The sequence below is a fragment of the Gracilibacillus caseinilyticus genome (genome assembly GCF_022919115.1).
GTDB classification, from domain to species: Bacteria; Bacillota; Bacilli; order Bacillales; family Amphibacillaceae; genus Gracilibacillus; species Gracilibacillus caseinilyticus.
On the sequence record NZ_CP095072.1, the window covers coordinates 630,743 to 652,068 of the forward strand.

Sequence of the window (21,326 nt, forward strand, 5' to 3'; positions counted from 1 at the left end):
TCCTAACTCCTCCTTTATATAAATAGCTTTAAGCAGATTGCTTCGTTTCATTATCATCATTCCAACTTGTTCTTGTCATCGTTCCCCAAGTATTGTTTTTTCGCATAAAGTCAATGTGACCTAAGAAACGCCACAAGATCCCGAGTTGTCGGTAACCGAAGAACATTAAAATCGTGTATAAGACCATTTTGAAATAGTCTCGAACTCTCGGATATCTCTGGAAAGCCATTTCTTCAATTAATAATGCTCCTATCCCTAACAGTGTTCCGTATAAGACATTAATAAGCATAAAAACGCCGAGAATGGTCCAACCTGACATATCTAACAAACCATAACCGACAAGTGCTAGAAAACCAGTAATTCTGAAATAAGGACTTAATGTTTCAAAAATAATATTGTAAGGAATCGTCAGCCAGCCCATTACTTTATATTTTGGACGCATAAACATATACATGCCTTCTTCGAGCATATTTTTCAGATTTCCTCTTCCCCATCGTTTCCGTTGACTGCCAAGGATCTTAAATGTATCAGGTGCTTGCGTCCAGCAGACAGCATCCGGACAAAAATCGATTTTATATGGAAGTTTGTTATCCAGCATATATCGATGGAGTTTGATAATAATATTCATATCCTCGCCCGGATAACCTCCACGGTAACCACCGACCTTCACGATATAATCCTTCTTGAATACACCGAATGCACCGGACACAATAATTAATCCATTAATTTCACTCCAGCCGATTCTTCCCCCTAGGAATGCCTTCATATATTCCACCGTTTGTAACATTGGTAACAGTTTTTTCGGCAGATTTACTTTCTTTACCATCCCATCGGAAATCTTACAGCCATTAGCAATGCGAACATTTCCACCAATCGCTACATATTCCTCTGGATTTTCCATATACTTTCTGGCAATTCGAACGAGTGCATCACTCTCTAACAGAGAATCGGCATCGATGGAAGAAACAAGTGAATAATGTGCTAAGTTAATCCCAGCATTTAAAGCATCCGCCTTTCCTCCATTTTCTTTATCTACTAAATACAGATTAGGAAAATCTGGATTGTAGTAAATTCCTTTCACTTCTGAAGTAGGAATAGTGTCTTTAATAAAGGTTGGTTTATAATAACTCAGTTTAAATTCTTCAATTAACACACCTACTGTATCATCACTAGAACCATCATTGACGACAATGACTTCGTGCTCCGGGTAATGCAAAGCTAACAAAGAACGAACATTCTCTTTGACAGTCAATTCCTCATTAAATGCCGGAACCAGCACAGAGATAGGTGGTACATGTTTAGAACCTGATAAAGGTTCATACTTGGAATAAAAAGTTTCTTTGATAATTCCAGGTAATCTCTTAAACGAAAACAAAATAATTCCACAATAAATCGTGTTAATAGCAATCACATAATACATGGCAAAAATACCGTAAGCCAGAAGTATTTCTCTCACAATTGCTCCTCCTTTCTAAACAGATTTGATTAAGTAATCATCGCTCTTTCCAAAATACTTTTGATAGATATATACTTTCTGATTATAATCAGTGATATCTGCTAAATTTGAAAAGCTATGAATCGATTGTTTTAATTCTTCTTCCATAAACTCATGGGCCACTTCTATGCCTTGATCTCCATCGTTACCAAAGGCAAGTTCACAAATAATCTCAAAGCCTCTCGTCCCTAATTGGATTAGACTTTTTGCACTAGCTCTCGAAACCATCCAGTTGGAGTCCTCTACGCCTTCTTTTAGTAAGTCAGCAAATTGTTTTAGCTCTGAATTACCGATCCACTCAACAAAATGATAACGAACCTCCCAATCAGGAAACTGCATGTAGACTTCAATATCCTTCTTGTTGAGAGACATAGAGATAGTTAGAAGTTTTGCAGCAAGAATTCTCACTTCTCTGTCATCAGAATCTAAGAAACGATCAACATTTTCTGGTATATGGAAATCGACTTGATTTTGTAAACCAATTAAACCTACTTTCACAAATTCTACTTTGCTCTCATTCAGAAAATCTGCATATACCGTTCCTAAATCCACTTCTGCTTCTTTGGCTATATCTGCAACCAGGTGGCTGTCTTGCTTCCCATTCTCCACAAGGTATCTCAAAAGGGTTTTCATTTCCGTTACACTTGTTGATGTTTGGGCAATGGATCGTGCAATAATATAAATAGAAGGTTCTATTTTATTGCGAAACAGCATCGAAAATAATGTAGAAGTAGATCCGCTATCTCTTAATATTCCTAAATGAAATGCTGCATCGATACGAACAATGGACCACGGACTTTTCAAACGTTCTCTGTTGTATGAAATTAAGCCAATGTCTTTACACAATGTAAGAAGTTTCTGTCTGTGCACACCTTCTAATTGATCCACCAGTTGCACCAATCTTTTTTGTAAAACCTTCTTTTCAAAAGTTCGAAGTTTTTTTGCGGGTGTCCTTAAACGCTCTGCATTATCTAGTTGGGTCTGCAAGTATTGAATATAGCTTTGGAGTTCTGACAAGCACTGTCTTTCTTTCTTTTCTACTCTTTTTTTATTCACTTTTATGCTTAACGTAATGGTTGATAAGATAAACATAAGAATGAATAAACTACCTATCATCCAGTAAGCGGCTTGTAAATTAATAAACAAAGCTTATCCTCCTTCCCTTATTCCAAATTTGTAAAAGCGTCTTGTATCATATAATAGCTTTGTTTTAACTGTTCATCATACTCAACCTTCTGCCATTCCTCCCAGTTGTAAAGAGGATAATCTGTTACAGAAATAGATTCTTTCTTTATTCCCTCGACAGTTTGTGAATCTTGATTCACGACCCACGGAATAAAGCGAATGCCTTCGATCTTCTCCCTCAGCATTTCTGTATCTCCCTTCTCTTTGGCACTGTAACTGACAGCCTGTTTAGAGCTTGGATCTGCGATTCCTAATAACGACCAAGGAATTCTCACTTCGATTACATCCCCATGAACAGCCCAATCAGCTTGGGAATCCTTAGATGTCGAAGCCTTTTTCAGTTCACCAACAGACACTTCTTCAAATGGAAATGTTTTATTCACTTTAGAAGAGTTGACCTTCCGACTTACTGCTAATTTCCATGAATGCATGGAGCTGTTTTGGTCATCATCCGTTGCATTATCATACATACGTTGATGGAAATCATAGCTTGGAGCAATCAACACTTCACTTTCATTACCTCCACCTAATTGCACTAACGTCTCTAAACCATCATCAAGCGTTTTTCCTTGTAATGATTCTGGTTTTTTCATCCCGCCTGCAAGGGTGTTAACGCCGAAATAAATAGTGTCTTCTTTTGCGTCAACATCTTCAGGTAAGTGACCAGCCAGATAAACATAGCCTTCATCATGCGTCACGTTAAAATCAGTAAGTGCTGTTGATAGCGTCTGGCTTTCCCCTTCCTCTAACTTGTCCCAATCTGCTAATTCACCATCTATGGTTAATTCATCATGTTTATCGGGATACATCCCTAACAGACCATAGGACATTTCAACAGATAAATTGTTGTACCAGAATGGACGGCGGTGAGGGTCTTCAAGTCCCATCGTATTCCATGTTTTTTTAAACCATTCATCTTGCCAGGTGAAAACGACAGCTCCCGCATAATCTTCTTGGTAAATATGCTGCAGCATATCCACATTATGCTGTCCTTGCTCTGTCTCCATGTGTCCACCTTGGTCGCGATCGAGTGGTCCGAAATGGGCATTCCCTCGTGATGCCGGCACCCCAAACTCTGTGATCATGATTGGCATGTCTTTATGGTATTCTTTCAGTTCTTGCAGATACCCTTTATATGTATCTACCTTTCCTTCATCATTCTTCACATTGTCATATTTGTCGGTATACCTTAGAAAATCCGGATAATAAGGATAAGCGTGATAAGAAGCAAAATATCCTCCTGTTTCATTAGTCCGCTGAATATGAGTAGCGTCGACACTAACCAAGTCCTCCATGACAAATGGTTCGTCAGGATGTTCGAGTGGATCCGTTGTTATCCAATTAGTAAATGTAATCGGATGTTGCCACCCCTTAGCTTCTTCCTTCTCGGCTAAGTCATCCATCAACTCTGCCAGCCAGCTTTCAAATGCTGAAGCTTCCTTTGTCGTTTCAAAATAATCCCCTTGAAACAGAGAATCTTCATTATGCTGTTTATTCGTATTCTCTACTATTTCAGGATCCCACTCTGTCCCAATATGCCAAGACACTAAGTAGGAACTGGCATCTGCTGTGAATTCACCGCTTGCTTTTCCAGGATTTTCAGGTAGTGTTATATCACCACTAACAGCTCCTATCGCATTGGACATTTCTTCTTTGAATTGTTTTGTCACTTCTGGTGCCCATGCATCCTTCTTCTCTTTAAGCAAGTTGACTGGTGACCACACTCCTTGCATGAAATAAAGAGGATCTTCGTTATGCTTTTGATTAAATTCAACTAAAGCCTGATAAAAAGCTGGATCATGAATGGTGTATATACGAATCGTATTAGCTCCCATTTCTTTAATCATCTCAAACCAACGAAGATAATCTTCTTTCTTAATTGCATGCTCGCCTGGGAAATATCCAGGTAAAGTAGCTCCCATATTGACACCTTTCACAAAAAAGGGAGACCAGCTGTCATTTTTGTATATTTCTAACTGCTCTTTGTTTGTTCGAAATTTGATTTTGGTTCCATCCGCTAATTCTTTACTTTCTGCTTCTTGTGCTGCATTCATTACGGAACATCCCCCAAGAATGGTAACGAAAAGTATAATAAGAAGCCCTTTACCCGTATATTTCATCTTCACCTTCCTCCTTTTTTCACGAAAGAAAATTATTTTCATAGTTGAAATTTTTTGTCGAAACAGTTACGTTAAAAATATGATTTATCTTCCCCGCTACTTACGTTAACACGAGGGGTAACAATGTTCATCGAAAACTGTATTTCGGAACAACGAATATTTCATTGCGGTACCGCAGTATTTTGTACCGCATTAACAGACAAACAGTCCGAAATTACACATTACCATCAAAGAAGAAAAATGGAGATTTGATGCTTGATTAAGTGTTTTCATTTGTACATTGCGCGTCTCCCCTCAACCCCTAGAAAAATACCTAAGGGTAGTGTCTATTATTTATTTTCAATTCAATCTTGGGAGGTCTATGAATGAATCAAAAATTATTGTTGTTTATCTTGACATGTACATTCTTCACGTTTCTAACGGGGTTCTCTAATACCGATACCGTGAAGAAAGCAATGTGGGTGGAACACTTAGATGTTATCAAGAACAGTGAGCAACTGTTACAGAATGCAAAAGAAAATGGCTACAACGTTTTATATGTAAAAACAGATCCTGAAAAAAGTTTAGAAAGCTACTCGGAATTCATCCGACGCTCCAATGAATTAGGCATTGAAATTCACGCATTAGGAGGAGAGCCATCCTGGTCACTTTCAGAGAACCAGCAAAAAGTGATCAACTTTGTAGATGAAGTAGAGACATACAATGAACGTGTTTCGGAAGAGGCACAGTTTAGTGGTGTTCATTTGAAAATTCAGCCACAGTATTTGCCTGAATGGTACGAAGACCAATCATCCGTCATCAAACAATGGAAAAGTAATCTGACTGCTACGTTGGATACTTTACCAGAAGACACTACATTGGAAACAAGCAGTTCCATGCCTTTTTGGTTGGATGATGTGGAAACACCAGGCGAATCTGACGTACCATTCCATACATGGTTAATTCGTCAATTTGACCATACGACGATTCTTGCTTATCGTGATACGCTGGAAGGCCCTAACGGTATTGTCAACTTAACAAAAGATGAATTCGCTGCAGCTGATAAATATAACAAACAAATAGTTATCGGTTTAACGCTATCTGATACAGGTCAGGATCATACTACTTTCTTTGAAGAAGGTTTGTCGGATATGGCCATGCATCGCAAATTGGTTGATAAGTACCTAGGCGAGTTCGATTCCTATGTTGGTACAGCGATCGATGATTACTCCAACTGGCAAGAGCTAAAGGAAAATCCTCCAACAACGCAACAAAAGGACAAACAATATCGCGGTACCTATATTTGGGAAGCAGAAACGCTGATCAATGAGAAAGATAAAATTCTTCAGTTTGCGAAAGAAAAAAATATTAATCTCTTATATACACGCTTAGATCTTACTCAGCCTTACAGTGCATATGCTGATTTTGTTGAAGAAGCAAACAAGGCAGGAATTGAAATCCATGCGATGGGTGGTCACCCGTCTTGGGCACTTAAGGAAGAGGAGGAAAGAATGCTAAATCTAGTGAATTACGTAAAAGACTATAACGATACTGTCGACGAGGATCAGAAGTTCGCCGGCATTCACCTTGATGTTGAACCGTACGTAACACCATCCTGGGCTGAGAACGAACAGGAAGTACTTTCGCAATGGATGGACAACATTGAATTATTTGTAAAGGAAACGAAACGCGAATCTGATTTAGAGGCAAGCATGGACCTAGCCATGTGGTTCGATGATACGAGTACACCTGGTCATCCAGACACGCCTTTCTATGAATGGGTCATCAACCAAATGGACCATACGTCAATCATGGCATTCCGAGATGAAGCGAAAGGGTACGGCGGCATCCTCGATATGGCTAAAAATGAATTGAATTATGCGGAAAGCACGGACAAAAATATGATCATTTCTGTAGAGATAAAAGAGAACAAAAACAATCCGCAAATTTCCTTCCATGATGAAGGAGCAGATATTATGGAAGAACAATTAGAAATCGTAGACAAAGAGCTAAGTTCTAATTCCGCTTATAACGGCCATACAGTTCACGCCTACCGTTATTGGAAGGATCATTAAGTCTAGCATTACGCTATTGCTATCTTAGAAAAAAGCATATTTAACTAGAAAAAACCGGGCAACTGCCCGGTTTTTATTAATGTATTTATTCGCTCTAGATTTAAGAATAGGGATTATATCATGTGGAACTGTATGTTAGTGTGGTCATTTTGAAATGTTATATTTGCTCAGCAAAGCTCTGAAAATATGCCCCCGCAGGACGCGAAGTGGTTAGTAGAAGGTATCCCAAGCACGTGAATCATTTTAAATTACCAACAAGTTTACATAATCCATATTACAAGCACCCTTACTTTTTTATTTTGGACACGGTTCATTCATCTAATTACTCCCATGCCAGTAATGATGCTTTCTTTGCTTATAACAAAAGCAGCCAAAGGAGGATGGAGTCCCCCAGCTGACTGCTTTTTTATTTTATATCTTCTGTGATAACACCTAGTTGTTTGGATTTCAATACCGCTTCTGCTCTTGTTTTGACTCGAAGCTTCTTAAAAATCTCAGTCAAATGATATTCGATCGTTCGAGGACTCTTAAAGAAGCACTCTGCAATTTCTTTATTACTCTTCCCTTTTGCCACTTCTGTTAGAATATCCTGCTCTTTCGAACTGATAGATACCTCATTTGTTTGTTCCACACTATTTTTTTGTTTTTCATGCACACGAATTTCTACTTTTCGCAATTGCTCCAACAACGAAACCGGAACAATTGCTTTGTCTTCTATCCCATAACGAATGGCTTGTATAAGTTCCTCTCTTGAAGCTGTTTTACTAATAAAACCTGTGACTCCAGCTTCCATTAATGTATTAAAATACGGTCCCACATCATGTCCAGTATAGATTAAAATCGGAGATGTCTTGCCCATCGAACGTACCTGCTTCGTCAGCTCAATTCCGTTCATTCCATCCATTCGTAAATCAAATAACATGATGGTAAAGTCTTCATCTTTCAATATTTCAATCGCTTTGCCAGGACTATCGGCGATGGTTACTTCCATATCGTCTTCTTTTTCAATGATTAACTTAGAACCCTCTCCTATCACTGGATGATCATCCACTAACATAATTGAAATCAATACGATCCCTCCCATTACATCACGTCAGAGTAATGTCTTATTTCTAAATCCGTTTCAAGTAAAATAGCAACCTCCACACCAGTATTTTCAGAGGAAAACACCTCCATATTACCTCGAATACTATTAACACGTTGTCTAATACCTACAAGGCCCATATGTTTTCCTGAATGGTAGGATGTGTTGGGTGGAAAACCTACTCCGTCATCTTTATATGTCAAAAATACTGCGTTGCCCTCACTTTTCATCTCTATTACAATCTGGCTTGCTCCGGAATGCTTGGATGCATTATTTAATAATTCCTGCACCACCCGGTAAATAACCAGAGCTTGATCATCTTCAAGATTCACCTTGAAGTCATGGGATATAAATTCAATAGCAAAACTTTCGCGAGAGCGATATTGCTGAATTAAATAGGATAATGCTTCGATAATTCCCGTTTCCTTCAAGAAAGGCGGTCTTAATAACGTACAAGTCTCACGAATTTGCTCCACAACACCCAGCAAACCTTGGCGCATATCCGTTAACGGCGCTCTAACAGAATCCGGCAACTGATCCTCTTCGAGTAATTCTTCCACTTTCCTATACCAGACTAATTGTTCTTGCAGGGCAGAATCGTGTAGATCTGAAGATAATCTTGTCCGTTCTTTTTCAGACAGTCTAAATAATAACCTTAACATCCAGGGTGGCATTGCCTGGTCATTATCCAGCGATTGCTTCATATCCTCCGTTACACCCTCTATCAATTGGAAGTTTTCATAGACAATACTCGTATAATGCACTAGCATTTTTAGCCAGCTCTGCTCATCCCTGTTAAATGGTGTAAAGTTCGCCTTTCGTTGTATCCATAGTACATGAATAGAATCATGCTGCTCACTGATGATGTAACATAATCCTCCTTCAATGGAGAATTGTGAGCCAATTGAAATCATAGGGTTATAATACTTTATGTAAATTTCAATTAAGCCTTCTGGATATATATTATCACCAGCAGACAGTTCTGTATTTACTCCTTTTTTATCAAACTTTATAAGCGAGACTTTTTGGATTGGGAGTACTTCTCTTATTTCTTTGATTAACCGTTTATCCAGTTCCTCTCTCTTTACGATTTTTGCAATATCATAAGAATAACGATCAAGATTAAACTTGTCCTTAAATAATCGATGCCTAATATTGAATTTCTCTTCTAAGTAAAAAATAATAATTAGTGATCCGTAAGTTAAGATAGTGACTCTTGCCCATTCTATAAAAGATAAATTAGTGAAGAACAGCATTATTCCAATAATAATTCCTGTGAGTATCAATGATATAAACGCATAATACCTTAAACGACTATTGATAAAATCAATATCAAACACTTGATCCATGATCACTAAGTATAGAAAAAACACAGGCAGAAAAATAAGGCATGCCGCCGTTAAGGATGCAGGAATTAATTCCACACCAAATATCGTATTTGGTAAAGCAGTTAAAAAGATAAAAGGAAAAAACGATACGACAATTCCAAAAATAGCATTCTGTAAAATTGGTTTTTGAACCATTTTTCGATATTTAAAATAATGATAAATAAGAACGACAAAGCTCAGTAAAATTTCAAAAGAAAATAAGAGTAATTGTGCGTTTCTAAAAAAAACATACATGTTTCCGACATACACAAATATCGACAACATCCCAAGTAAAACCACAAGAAGGTTTACCACATAGATGATGACCAGATATTTCATTTTCATGAATTGAATCTGGTACTTAAAGAAATACCGATAATGAAAATGAATAAACAAGGCCGGCACCATCATCATTGATAAACTGTTCATAATACGTGCAAACGAATCCGTACGAGCGGAAGCCCCTGCGCTGACATAACAAAGGCCAACAGCGATAAAAAAAGCCACTAAAATGAAAACCACTTTATTGTCACGTTTCTTACAATAAATATAAACAGAAAAACCAAAAAGCACTAAAAATGCTAGCAATGGCAATAACGTATGGTATAAAAGAGTATTATAATTCCTTGGCACTTGCACTTCAAACTCCAGTAAACTTCCATTACGCAGGACTTTCATTTGATCGAGATGCCCAACCACTCCATACTGTTTAATAAAATGAAATGACTCCGGGTTTTTCCCATTGATTTCCGTAATAATATCGCCAGTTTCGACCTTTCTTTGTGCCGCCCATCCAATTGAGTCTACTTTGGTAATTTTCCATTGTCCATCAGTAGTTTCCTTCACATTCAGCCCTACATATGTTTTTGACACTGTGACATAAGTCATATATAGGCCAATTAACAGAACAATAGCTAAAAAAAAACATATTTCTTCTTCATATCAATCCCCTTTCCTTGAAAAAAATGATGATAGCTTGTTTGTTTCAATATCTATTCATTGCAACACTAAATCTTCTAAATAGTGAAACGAAAAAGCCAGAGAACCTCTGGCTTTTTTCATAGAATGTATACGATTTTACTGCCAATAGCAATTCTTTGCCTGCAGTTGCTGAGTACTGTTATTATCAGAAACAACGTCCAACACTGCCGCTTTCTCCATCTCTGAAACACCGGATAGTTCAAGCTTTCCCTCTTTTAACCTTTTGATCAGATCAGGATTCTTAACTAACTTTTCTACTACATTTTGTAACATACTTTCTCCTCCTTATTTTTATATTTGCTCTAAATACTCCTGCATGCCATCTTTCCAATCTTGGCTAACCTGCAGGTCCAACATTCTTTCTAATGCTTTTCTCTGGTACAGGCGTTTTAACACTTTGACATATGACACAACCGGTGAATGATAAATCCACTGAAACAACTCCTCTTCCCTCTGCACCATAAACTTCTTGTCTACCTTGCCAGCATAATAAGCCCGTATCCAATCTGCTTCTCGATCACTTTCCTTTGCAAGTAACATGATTGGGAGAGTCCATTGCTTATGCAATAAATCATTCTTGGTGTCCAGTCGGAGCAATCCATCGATATCATTTGCTAATTGCGCTGCAACTCCGAAGTTTTCTGAGTAATCCTGAATAATCTCATGTTGTCTTGTGCACTGAAGGGTTGCTCCAATAAGTGTCGCACAAGCCATTAAGGATCCTGATTTATCTTTCATCATGCTAACAAATTCTTCTTCGGTAGCACAAGAACACTGCAGATCTTTATGTTGACCTTCTACCGCACGCAATACCTGTTCATCTAAATACTGAAGTGCTTGCATCTTTACCTCGTTATCAAAACGAGATTGTCTCAGGACAAGTGTACTTAACATTAAAAAACCCGTTGATATATTCATAGAAGTAGACAAAGACACCAGAGACCAAGGCTTCTCCTTATCATCTTGATCCTGTAAATCATCAAGTATATCCAAAGCCAGCATCAAAAACTCTATTGCCGCTGAAGCATGGACAATCCCTTTACTCTTGTCATCCACGTCCATATGATAATGAAACTGAGTTAAAGACGAGAAAGAAAAACCTTCTTGATTCTTGTATAATATGTAAGAAATTGCATATTCCTTCAGGTCATCATTATCCAAATGTGTATTCACCGTCCTAAGCATCACTTCTTTTATTTCATCAGATGGATAATGTGGAATCGAAATAAGGTGTCACCCCTTCTTTCTATTTAAATTCATGATTAGCTTATCATAGTCTATTATCCAAAAAAAAGGTTCTTAAGTACTGTTTAAAAAATCTTAGAATGTCCTTTCATCCCTTCCTATTTCTCATCTGCGCCTCTCTTTGGAAGCGCACACAAAAGTACTTCGTATTACAAAGACTTAATATTCTTGTAACAATGGAGAGGCAGAAGTAACTAAGATATAAATTAACAACAATCACCAAAAAAGGTAGACCCAAAATACATGATAAACATGTTGTCTACCTTTTGAGGTAATGCCATTATTTCATTCACTTTAAATTTTTGTTACTTTTCAACCTTAATTAATTCGTCTTTTCTTCATTCAGAATAGTCATTATAAGGACGTGTTAAAATATCTAAAAATTTTACATTATTTGTATAAAAAAAGAGCTTTAAATCACATTTATTCTAACTAATATTGAATTGTTAATTTTATATTAATTCAATAAAATAAGATGATTTTGCTTCATAAATGCTATTCATGATCTTTATTTGATTAACAGTTTACCTACTTTCACTTTTTCTTTTTCGTTTTGCAAAGAGTTCTTGTAGTTATTGTAAATCCTCTGATTCTGCTCTATTTATCCTTTAAAAGAAAAGGAGGTTAGTATGCTATGATATCTGTCTCTATCAGTTAAATCAAAATGTTATGGAATTCTCTCGTGTGAAGGATCTTCTCGGTAATATGTTGTTTCAAATAGCACCAATAAAAAATAAATCAGAAGTAGAAGTACAATCTGGTGAAGGCAAGACTCTTTATTGCGCAACAAAGAAAACTCCTATCTTCAAGATGAATTATGCGTTTGAAGATGTACAGTCTAACACTACTTTTACTATGAAGAAAAACATAATTTGCTGGTAAAGTAACATTTCATTATTCAGCATAATGATTTTACGGTGGCCATTAAGAAGAATAATAATGACTGGGCAAGTTTTTATGAGGACGATGTCGAAGTGGCAAGATGGTTATTTCACTTACATGAAGGAAACATACATCACGTACAAATTGAACGTAATGCAACGATTCAATCTCCGGGTTTCTATATTTTCATCGCACAATTAATATCCTCTTCTTAGTCATATTCAAAAATTGCTACGGTTAAGGTATTCTTGCTTTCATTTTTAAATAGTTAATGTGCTGTTATACGGCTTTATATGAAATATAAAAAAAGAAAAAAAGCAGTCCATTTTGAAATACCTGTCTGTTTGCTGTATTCCAAAACGGAACTACTTTATTTTTATTTCGTTGCCTCTTCTGTTGTCATCGAGCTTGCTACTTCTTGCATTTCTTCTTTTGTTAATTGTTCACTAGCCAAATAGTAATTAACCCCTTGATAATGCCATTCTAAAGAGGAATTCGTCTGGGCACCTACAGTGAAACCTAAGTCAACAGGCTCACCATTCACTGATTCAGGTGATGCTGCACTGGTAGGCATAACATCCACTGTTTCTTGAATAATGGTGTAATTCTTTTCACCTTGATAAGATAAAATAACACGTTTGCCGTTTTCTAGATCCATTTGATTCTCTTCTACTAATTCAGAGCCCATGTTTGCTGAAGGATACAGCACAGACAGTTGTTTCGGCATATCTTCCTGCGCCATTACCGGTACACCGAAGATACTGCTTGTCATGTTTGTCTCCATATCAAACGTATTATCAGGTAACTCTGGATCTAATTCGAAGCTTGTGAACTCTACTTCTACCAATGTATTTTTATCACGATCCAGGACCTCAACTAATACAGGTGCATAAGTTTTCTTATCGAAGTAAATTGTTTGGTATGGTAAATTGCTGTTGCTCTCATAGCTTGTTTTCGTTTCAAACACATAATAATTATCTGTTGCTGTGAAAGTTGCTTCACTGTCATCTACTAAGTCCTGAATAAGTGATTGGAACAAATATGGCTGGCTGTTGTTCGCTGGCCATTCACTTTGGAACTTAAAGCTTTTATTCAATGCTGGCGTCAGAACAAATACACCGTCATCATTACGTAAAATGATTTGACTGCTTTCCTCATCATTCTCATTTTTTAACAAAACACGGTAGAAATCTTTTTTCTTGTGTGTGACATCAACACGATAAACCTGATCTTCTTTTCCTGTTTTCAAGGTCATCATCGACTGTGACTGATAAGCACTCATATTCTCTGCCATGCTTTCCAATTTTTCCACCACATCATCTTTCGATTTGTCCCCACAAGCGCTTAATACAATTAACAAAATAATCCCCATTATTATGCTTGTATATTTTTTCATCGCGACATCTCTCCTTTGTCTCATCTGAGTGGACAAAGGGAACACGATCACACGTTAAGACAATGTACGAAATACTTGCGATAGTCCTTCAATCACATCGGTAGCCAGCAAGTCGATTTCTGAATGTTTTTCCTCCACCAGATATTCTGCTGAGGTTCCATGCAGATAACAACCATTTGCCAAAGCGATCAAGACATCCTGATGTTGCATTAACATCGTTAACAGAATTCCTGACAGAACATCACCTGTTCCACCTTTTGCTAACCCTGCGTTACCTTGATCACTTACAATTTGATCACCATCGGGTGCGGTTATAACCGTATTCTTCCCTTTAAGCACCACATAGACTTGATGCTGCTGGGCAAATTGCCTAGAAATTGAAAAAGGATGTTGTTTTAATTCTGCAACAGATCGGTCTGTTAACATCGCCATTTCACCAAAATGGGGCGTTATGACAGTCGGTGCGTCTCGTTTCACTTGTGAGCCTAACAAGTCTTTCCATTGATATAAGCCATCAGCGTCAATCAGTACAGGGCATGTCGTCGATTCCAACAACTCGAGTAGCATCGTCGCTTTGTCTCTTCCTATTCCCATTCCAAAAGCGATTGCGTCCATTTGTTGGAATGCTTCCATATCGCGCGATTGGAAGCCCCCGCTAAAACCTTCCAGCAAATGATACGTAGCCTCTACACATTGACTGGCCACGATCGGTACATTCTCCCTAACAGTTGCAACGGTAAGCAAGCCTGCTCCTGAGCGAAGTGCTGCTCTGGCTGACAGAAGAATAGAACCAGGCATCATGGCTTGTCCGCCTATCACCATGCCTTTACCGTTCGATCCTTTATGTGCATACAGGTCCCGTTTCGGAAAAGATGCCAATACATCTTTCTTACACCAAAGACGATTAGGGTTACACGACTGGTGTGCAGCATCTGGAATACCTATGTTAACTACTTGCCACTTTCCATAGTACCGACTCATATCTTCTAAGAACACTGTCATTTTTGGCGCATCAATGATATACGTCAAGTCAGCAATAATAGCTTTATCAACATGGATTCCTTCATTTGCTGGCAAACCACTTGGAATATCGATAGCAACGCTTACTAATCCTGATTGATTGATCACATCGATGAAGCTTCGTATCGGCTCACGAATTTCACCCGAAACCCCTATTCCGAGAATTGCGTCAATCACAATGTCAGCTGCACGCAAATATTGTTCCAGCTCAAATGGGTCTGTGACACGATACAATTGATGAGAAGTATTTAACCATAATTGCTTATGAAAGGCTGCATCCCCTTTTATTTTTTCGTCAGCCACTAGTTGAAAAACCGTCACATCAAACCCTACTTCTACTAAATAACGTGCGATAACAAAGCCATCTCCGCCATTATTCCCACTTCCAACTAAAACTGCCGTTTTTTCACGCTCTGTAAATGTCTGACTAATTTGTTGTGCCACCTGTGATCCGGCATTCTCCATCAGAATCTTTCCTTCGATTCCCCCTTTTTCTATCGCATACCGATCTATTTCGTACATTTCTTCCGCGGTTACGATGTACATCTTGTTCCCTCCTACCCGCACTAAAATATTATGAGACAACCTCCTTTAATATGCAGATTATGCTTCAATTATTACTTGAGCAATTGCATATTGTTCACTGTGAGAGATTGATATAAAGCACTTTTGACCTGTTAAAACATTCGAATTCAAAACTGGTGCACCGGACGAATTATTAATAATTTCTATATCTTGAAAACTTAATTTACCAAGACCGGTACCAATTGCTTTCGCAAAAGCTTCTTTGGCAGCGAATCTGCCAGCTATGTATTCAATACGTCTTATCTCAGATCGTAATGCCTCAGCTGCTTCTCTTTCACTATTTGTAAGTACACGTTCTATCATCCGTGGCTGCCTTTCCAGCATTCCCTTTATTCTGGAAAGTTCCACGATATCAACACCTATCCCTTGTATCATCCTCATCACTCCATTTATCACGGCGTTAACCGTCCGTAATACCCCCACTTCAAGATTCGAGCTAAGTGGGGGATAAACGGACGATAACTTCCTGATAAGTTTCGCTAGCAATCAGTGGGGGCCAAAACCCCCACTGATTGAAGTCTCACTTTATACCGATAGTATAGCTTATTTCACCTGAGAATTAAAACGGATACTTCTACTATAAAAAACAGTTCCCTGTATGCTAAAATAATAATCATTAACAGACAAAGGGAGAATCGTATGTTTATTAGGACAGAGAATTTTCGAGAGTTTTTAAAATTTTATCCAGTTGTTTCTTTCATCATAATAATCCAGCTTATCCTTTGGGTACTGATTTCTTTCGTACCCTTTATAGGTGAATGGATTTATGCAATGGGCATTGGCTGGAATGGATTAGTCGCACAAGGGCAATATTGGCGAGTAGTGACACCGATATTTTTACATGCAGATTTTCCACACCTTATTTTTAATTCCTTTTCACTCGTTTTATTTGCACCTGCATTAGAAGTAATGCTAGGGAAATTAAAATTTTTGGTGGCCTACTTGGGAACTGGAATCATTGCAAACGTTCTTACTTTTATTGTTGAGCCAAGTTTCAATTATGTTCATCTTGGCGCATCTGGTGCCATCTTCGGATTATTTGGGTTATATATTTTTATGATCTTTTTTGAAAAACAACTCATTGATCCACAGAACGCCAGAATTATCCTTATCATCGCCGGGATCGGCTTAGTCATGACATTTTTCCGCGCGAACATCAATATCTCAGGTCATATCTTTGGATTCATTGCCGGTTTTGCATTTGGTCCCATTCTTTTACGTAATGTGAAACCATTCTCGCCAGTCCTCTTAAAACGACGCGTGCGAAATCAAGGCGATATTGGATTCGATCCAAACCGTTGGAACAAAAAAAGAAACCGTTATAAACCGTATCTAAAACCGATCCTATACGGCATATTGATTGTATTAATGCTGTTAGGTGTACTATCGAGCATATTGTAACAGGAAGGAGATGGTTGTGTGATCGCTATTTGGCTATTCACAGTTGCCGCTGTCATTGCAGGATTCGGTATCCTGTTTGCATACAAACGTTTAATGAGGGGCTTGTCTTACCGTATTAAACGCAACGAATTCCATTTTAAAGGATTACAAAAAGATCAAATTTCATTTTTTATTCAAATTGCTTTGATCGAAGCGATCCCTATTTTTTTGATTATATTAGGCTTTACTTTCATGGGGGGAGCATCCATTTCACTTCCAGGCAGAATCATTCCATTATTGATTATACTGGCAGTGATTGTCACCTGCTTTCTCCAGGTTCAAAAAGCAAAGAGAGACGTAATGGAGATTGCTACAAACTTAAACGGACAGGAACTAAGCTACGTACGTTCCCTATCCTTCATCGGATACATGACGGTACTAGGAATTCCCGTCTTAGCCATCGCAGGGATATTCTTAGTCTAAGCTATCTCTCTCAGCAAAAGGCAGCATGGACGATTTAAAGGTCAAACATCCCTTGCCTAGCTAAGCACATTTAAACCAGGGGCACACCTTGACTAACTTACGTATATATACAGCTACCCATAATACGGATTATGTAAAGTGGACCTGTATGACAATGTAGTAATATTGACATTTTTTATTGTGGATAGCAAAGCTACGGAAATATGCCCCGCGTCCTGCGGGCACGGCTTCAGCTAGGCTACTACTTGAATTACTTCATTGCTGCCTTGTGCCGAGAAAGCTTACTTCGAAGTGATACTAGTAGACACAGGCACAGACGAAGTGGATCTTCAGCTCGCGCTGATTCCACGGGAGTCTCCGCATATTTCCTACGCTTTAGTGAAGTACTACAACGATTGAAACAGGTAAAAGCAGTGGTGTTAGGCATTATACGTCATCAGAATAAGGTATTAATCATGAAAATAGTGCTCCATATTCTACCTGCTGCAATAGTTGTAGAACAATTCATAAGCGTAGGCCAACCACGTAGACTCCCGCGGGACGTGCAGGTGCTGAAGATCCACTTTGTAAAGCGGTCTTCTTTACAAAGTTAGCTTCAGCCGTGCCTCGCAGGACGCGGAGTGGTTGGCCGGAGCGGTCTGCCAGCACATGAACAATTTCAAATTTATCACATAGTTAGTTGACATAATCCGTATTATCAGAACCCTTGAATATCGAGCATGATATTCACTACTGCAATTCCGCTTTAATGGCTGTCATTATATACTTTAAGCTTACAAAAAAGGAGCTGACGATTGTCAGCTCCTTTTTTGTTATCTATTTTGATTTCCTTTTGATCGTTTGTTTTGGAATTTACGGTTGCGTCCGCCGCCTTGTTTTCCTTTACGACCGTTATATCCGCCACGCTTATCATTGTTACGGAATTTTTTATTATGGCCGCCTTTATTTTTGGAAGCTTTCTTCACACTCACTGGTTGAACCGAAGTAAGTGTTACAGGTGTTTGTCTTCTTTCCTTTGTCAACATTTTCAACGCAGCTGCTACAACTGTTACAGAATCATACTGATCTAACAACTCAGATGCTGTTTCGCGATAATCCTGTAATTCTCTTTTTTCAATTGTTTTGATTAATTTTTCCACAGTTAATTGTTGTTGACCACGCTTCGCTTCATCATAACTTGGCGCACTCATTCGCTTCATTTTACTCTTTGTTACTTTTTCAATTAAATGCAAATGTGGTACTTCTCTTGGCGTGATAAAAGAAATGGCTTCTCCCATTTTACCGGCACGACCAGTACGTCCAATGCGGTGTACATAGCTTTCTGGGTCCTGTGGAATATCGAAGTTGTAAACATGTGTAACACCTGAGATATCAAGACCACGTGCTGCTACATCTGTTGCAACTAAGATTTCAATTCGACCAAATTTAAACTTCTTAAGAACTGAACTACGTTTACCTTGTGTTAAGTCACCATGAATTCCTTCTGCACGGAAACCGCGAGCTTGTAATCCTTCTGTCAGCTCATCGACACGCTTCTTCGTACGACCAAATATAATCGCCAATTCCGGTACATGAATATCCAAAAGATTTGTTAATGTATCGAATTTTTGCTTTTCGTGTACTTCTACAAAGAACTGATCGATATTGGATACAGTCATTTCTTTTGATTTTACTTTTACTTCTTCAGGCTCTTTCATCAATGTTGTTGCAATATCACGAATTTCTTTCGGCATCGTAGCAGAGAAAAGCAATGTTTGTCTTTCTTCTGGAATTGCTTTAAGAATATCACGAATATCATCAATAAAGCCCATGTTCAACATTTCATCCGCTTCATCTAATACAGCAGTATGCACGTTCTCCACTCTGATCGTACGGCGACGTAAGTGGTCTAATAGTCGACCTGGTGTAGCTACCACAATATGTGGGCGATCTTTTAGCGCTCTGATTTGACGCTCCATATGTTGACCACCATATACCGGTAATGTGCGAACACCTTTGATTTTAGCTAATTTATGGATTTCCTCTGACACCTGAATCGCCAATTCTCTTGTCGGCGCGACAACTAACCCTTGTATTTTTCGTTCATTTGGATTAATTTTCTCGATCATTGGAATACCGAAAGCAGCGGTTTTCCCTGTACCTGTCTGTGCTTGGCCAATAACGTCCTTACCAGCCATTCCCAATGGAATCGTCTGAGCCTGAATCGGTGTTGCCTCTTCGAATCCCATTTTCTCTAATGCTTGCATAATTGATACTGAAATACCTAATTCATTAAAATTTGTCACTATTTCCTTCTACTCCTTTTTATATATAAATCTCATTATTCTATCATCTTTTTCGTCGTTATGTTTAGTGTATCCAAGTTTTTTTATTTACATAAAAAAAATATATTCAGTTCGTTATCGTAATTTTCACTCCTAAAACGAAGATACCTACGAATAACAATGAAAAAAGCCTTCCTCCACATCGGAAGAGGCTTGTTAATGACCATTCAATGGATTATTAAATCATAACATACTCTTCCTATTAATTCTATATAATATTTTGGATGGTTTCAAACAATTCATGCTAAAAGTGAATAGTTATGATTAGGAATTCAATAAAAAGTTGTTATACTAAAGAGGAAACTGATATTTTTTTGATGATGTGGGTGATTTTTTGAATAAGCAAGTTATTCCGTTTATTGCCATTATTCTTGGCGTTATATCTGTATCCACTGCTGCTGTCTTCGTAAAGCTAGCCAGTGATGCTCCAGCGGCTGTAACCGCAAATTATCGTTTATTAATAGCAAGTATTTTGCTGTTACCATATATTTTGATAAAAAAACGTGACGAATTAAAAAAAATAGCCAGAAAAGAATGGATATTCACGATACTGGCAGGCGTCAGTCTTGCTATCCATTTTATTGTCTGGTTTGAGTCCTTTTCCTATACGTCTGTGGCCAGTTCGACTGTTATTGTTACGTTACAGCCAATATTCGCTTTTATTGGCACTTATTTTTTCTTTCATGAACGATTTTCTGCTGGCACCGTCATTAGTATGATCATCGCTATTTTTGGAAGTGTTATTATCGCATGGGGTGATTTCCAGATAGATAACGAAGCATTATATGGTGATTTTCTAGCATTACTTGGTGCGATATTCATCACGATATACTTTTTGTTCGGACAGGGCATTCGTACCAAAGTGTCCGTCATGAGCTATACCTTCATAGCATACAGTATTGGTGCGATTACCATACTGATGTACAATATAGCAGCAGGGAATGCCATGACAGGCTATGATAGTGATCATTGGCTTATTTTCACAGCACTTGCAGTGATCCCGACAATTCTTGGGTTAAACCTATTAAATTGGGCATTGAAATGGGTAAGTGCCTCTGTCATATCCATGGCTATTTTATTTGAACCAATTGGCGCGTCTCTGCTTGCTTATATATTGTTGGGAGAAGAGATCACCTGGGCACAATGGATGGGTGGTACCATTGTGATCTTTGGCTTGTTGTTGTTCATCGCCAGTACAAGAAGGAAGCGAAAAATGAAAATTACCTTTGGTCACGATTAATACAGATTAGAAAAGCGCAAGCGCCCGCTTAGAAACGTAGCGACTGGACGGCATCAACTGAGATAAAGGAATCACGGTGAGCTTGCGAACCGATGATGACTTATCGTAGGGCGATGCAGGAAGTCGCCTAGTTTCTGGACGCCGGAGCTGGACATGGCTGTTCATGTTAGAAAGCGGTACGAAACCTTAAAAATTTTATACTTTCTTATCTTTTTAGAAAAACAGGCTTAAACCCGCCTGGTCTTAACTAACCTAAGTATATATAACTTCCTCTAATACGGATTATGTAAAGTGGACCTGTATGACAATGTAGTAATATTGACATTTTTTATTGTGGATAGCAAAGCTCCGGAAATATGCCCCGCAGGACGCGAGTGGTTGGCCGGAGCGTTCTGCCAGCACATGAACAATTTCAAATTTATCACATAGTTAGTTGACATAATCCGTATTATAAGAACCCAATTTTCATTTTCAAAATCTTGATT

16 protein-coding genes are annotated in these 21,326 nt (G+C 38.2%); 5 read left to right on the forward strand and 11 right to left on the reverse strand.

Annotation, left to right across the window (positions count from 1 at the left end):
- Nucleotides 1–28 precede the first annotated feature (28 nt).
- From MUN88_RS03065 to MUN88_RS03075, 3 genes are read right to left on the reverse strand one after another with little or no spacing between them, the layout of a single operon-like run.
- Nucleotides 29–1,456 (reverse strand): glycosyltransferase family 2 protein, encoded by a 1,428-nt coding sequence (locus MUN88_RS03065; protein ID WP_244720681.1) that lies wholly within the window; start codon nucleotides 1,454–1,456, stop codon nucleotides 29–31.
- 15 nt (nucleotides 1,457–1,471) lie between these two features.
- The gene (locus MUN88_RS03070; protein WP_244720683.1) at nucleotides 1,472–2,641 is read right to left on the reverse strand and encodes a HEAT repeat domain-containing protein; all 1,170 of its coding nucleotides are present in this window, start codon (nucleotides 2,639–2,641) and stop codon (nucleotides 1,472–1,474) included.
- Nucleotides 2,642–2,658: 17 nt separating this feature from the next.
- Entirely contained in the window at nucleotides 2,659–4,800 is a 2,142-nt protein-coding gene (locus MUN88_RS03075; protein ID WP_244720685.1) for a hypothetical protein, read from the reverse strand.
- Nucleotides 4,801–5,165: 365 nt separating this feature from the next.
- On the opposite strand from MUN88_RS03075, the gene MUN88_RS03080 reads away from it, so the two are divergent.
- A complete protein-coding gene (locus MUN88_RS03080; RefSeq protein ID WP_244720687.1) occupies nucleotides 5,166–6,854 on the forward strand; it encodes a hypothetical protein in 1,689 nt (562 codons plus the stop codon).
- 406 nt (nucleotides 6,855–7,260) lie between these two features.
- Here the strand turns inward: MUN88_RS03080 and MUN88_RS03085 are convergent, their stop codons facing one another.
- From MUN88_RS03085 to MUN88_RS03100, 4 genes are all read right to left on the reverse strand, one after another.
- Nucleotides 7,261–7,923, reverse strand: coding sequence for a response regulator transcription factor (locus MUN88_RS03085; protein WP_244720689.1), 663 nt, complete (start codon nucleotides 7,921–7,923; stop codon nucleotides 7,261–7,263).
- A 14-nt stretch (nucleotides 7,924–7,937) separates the two neighbouring features.
- Nucleotides 7,938–10,151 (reverse strand): ATP-binding protein, encoded by a 2,214-nt coding sequence (locus MUN88_RS03090; RefSeq protein WP_244720692.1) that lies wholly within the window; start codon nucleotides 10,149–10,151, stop codon nucleotides 7,938–7,940.
- A 231-nt stretch (nucleotides 10,152–10,382) separates the two neighbouring features.
- Nucleotides 10,383–10,559 carry a competence pheromone ComX gene (comX, locus tag MUN88_RS03095; protein WP_244720695.1) on the reverse strand — a complete coding sequence of 59 codons (177 nt, stop codon included), beginning with the start codon at nucleotides 10,557–10,559 and terminating at the stop codon, nucleotides 10,383–10,385.
- Between the two features lie 18 nt (nucleotides 10,560–10,577).
- A complete protein-coding gene (locus MUN88_RS03100) occupies nucleotides 10,578–11,459 on the reverse strand; it encodes a polyprenyl synthetase family protein (RefSeq protein WP_244720698.1) in 882 nt (293 codons plus the stop codon).
- A gap of 989 nt (nucleotides 11,460–12,448) precedes the next feature.
- Here MUN88_RS03100 and MUN88_RS21620 point away from each other — a divergent pair.
- Complete coding sequence (locus MUN88_RS21620; protein ID WP_440136857.1) at nucleotides 12,449–12,628, forward strand: tubby C-terminal domain-like protein; 180 nt, start codon at nucleotides 12,449–12,451, stop codon at nucleotides 12,626–12,628.
- Between the two features lie 161 nt (nucleotides 12,629–12,789).
- Here the strand turns inward: MUN88_RS21620 and MUN88_RS03105 are convergent, their stop codons facing one another.
- The 3 genes from MUN88_RS03105 to acpS are packed head-to-tail and all read right to left on the reverse strand — an operon-like array spanning nucleotide 12,790 to nucleotide 15,789.
- Nucleotides 12,790–13,809: a LolA family protein gene (locus tag MUN88_RS03105; RefSeq protein ID WP_244720701.1), complete on the reverse strand. Its 1,020-nt coding sequence runs from the start codon at nucleotides 13,807–13,809 to the stop codon at nucleotides 12,790–12,792.
- A 54-nt stretch (nucleotides 13,810–13,863) separates the two neighbouring features.
- Nucleotides 13,864–15,375, reverse strand: a complete 1,512-nt coding sequence (locus MUN88_RS03110; RefSeq protein WP_244720704.1) for an NAD(P)H-hydrate dehydratase — start codon at nucleotides 15,373–15,375, stop codon at nucleotides 13,864–13,866.
- 57 nt (nucleotides 15,376–15,432) lie between these two features.
- On the reverse strand, nucleotides 15,433–15,789 hold the full coding sequence (gene acpS, locus MUN88_RS03115; protein ID WP_244720707.1) for a holo-ACP synthase: 357 nt from the start codon (nucleotides 15,787–15,789) through the stop codon (nucleotides 15,433–15,435).
- 264 nt (nucleotides 15,790–16,053) lie between these two features.
- Here acpS and MUN88_RS03120 point away from each other — a divergent pair, with 264 nt between their 5' ends.
- Complete coding sequence (locus MUN88_RS03120; protein WP_244720709.1) at nucleotides 16,054–16,815, forward strand: rhomboid family intramembrane serine protease; 762 nt, start codon at nucleotides 16,054–16,056, stop codon at nucleotides 16,813–16,815.
- 18 nt (nucleotides 16,816–16,833) lie between these two features.
- On the forward strand, nucleotides 16,834–17,277 hold the full coding sequence (locus MUN88_RS03125) for a hypothetical protein (RefSeq protein WP_244720712.1): 444 nt from the start codon (nucleotides 16,834–16,836) through the stop codon (nucleotides 17,275–17,277).
- Between the two features lie 812 nt (nucleotides 17,278–18,089).
- On the opposite strand, the gene cshA is transcribed toward MUN88_RS03125, so the two are convergent.
- Nucleotides 18,090–19,562, reverse strand: coding sequence for a degradosome RNA helicase CshA (gene cshA, locus MUN88_RS03130; protein ID WP_244720714.1), 1,473 nt, complete (start codon nucleotides 19,560–19,562; stop codon nucleotides 18,090–18,092).
- 373 nt (nucleotides 19,563–19,935) lie between these two features.
- Here cshA and MUN88_RS03135 point away from each other — a divergent pair, with 373 nt between their 5' ends.
- Nucleotides 19,936–20,841, forward strand: a complete 906-nt coding sequence (locus MUN88_RS03135) for a DMT family transporter (protein WP_244720716.1) — start codon at nucleotides 19,936–19,938, stop codon at nucleotides 20,839–20,841.
- The last annotated feature ends 485 nt before the right edge of the window (nucleotides 20,842–21,326 follow it).

Coding starts and splice junctions, on each gene's coding strand:
- comX (WP_244720695.1), bottom strand. CDS start 10,559: ATGTTACAAAATGTAGTAGAAAAGTTAGTTAAGAATCCTGATCTGATC.
- MUN88_RS03075 (WP_244720685.1), bottom strand. CDS start 4,800: ATGAAATATACGGGTAAAGGGCTTCTTATTATACTTTTCGTTACCATT.
- MUN88_RS03120 (WP_244720709.1), top strand. CDS start 16,054: ATGTTTATTAGGACAGAGAATTTTCGAGAGTTTTTAAAATTTTATCCA.
- MUN88_RS03105 (WP_244720701.1), bottom strand. CDS start 13,809: ATGAAAAAATATACAAGCATAATAATGGGGATTATTTTGTTAATTGTA.
- MUN88_RS03080 (WP_244720687.1), top strand. CDS start 5,166: ATGAATCAAAAATTATTGTTGTTTATCTTGACATGTACATTCTTCACG.
- MUN88_RS03110 (WP_244720704.1), bottom strand. CDS start 15,375: ATGTACATCGTAACCGCGGAAGAAATGTACGAAATAGATCGGTATGCG.
- acpS (WP_244720707.1), bottom strand. CDS start 15,789: ATGATACAAGGGATAGGTGTTGATATCGTGGAACTTTCCAGAATAAAG.